Raw genomic sequence first — 375 nt, forward strand, 5'->3', positions numbered from 1 at the left:
GGCTCACAGGCACCGCCATACCGAGCGCTTGGTGCGGGCGTTCGGTGTTGTAGATCCGGCGCCAATGGTCGAACGCGGCCTGCGCCCGATTCAGATCCGCGAACGGCGGGCCCTGCAGCACTTCGGCCTTCAGCGTGCGATGGAAGCGTTCGTCCTTGCCTTGGGTCTGCGGGTGGTAAGGGCGCGAGTGGCTGACCCGGATGCCATGACCCATCAACCAGACGTCCAGCCCCGTGTAGGACTGGCTGTCGTCTCCCCAGGGGCTGCCGTTGTCCATCGTCATCCGCGCTGGCAGCCCATAACGCCGGAACGCCGCTATCAGGCTGGCTTTGACGGTGGGCTCCCGCTCGTCGGGGCAGGCCTTCAGGCACACCG

At 66.9% G+C, this 375-nt stretch carries 1 protein-coding gene; it reads right to left on the reverse strand.

What is annotated here, in order from left to right; translation table 11 throughout:
• Positions 1–375 (reverse strand): integrase core domain-containing protein (locus FLQ44_RS10190; protein ID WP_170252927.1); only part of this gene is annotated, 375 nt, incomplete at both ends.

The organism is Vogesella mureinivorans, assembly GCF_007644035.1.
In the GTDB taxonomy this organism is placed as follows: domain Bacteria; phylum Pseudomonadota; class Gammaproteobacteria; order Burkholderiales; family Chromobacteriaceae; genus Vogesella; species Vogesella mureinivorans.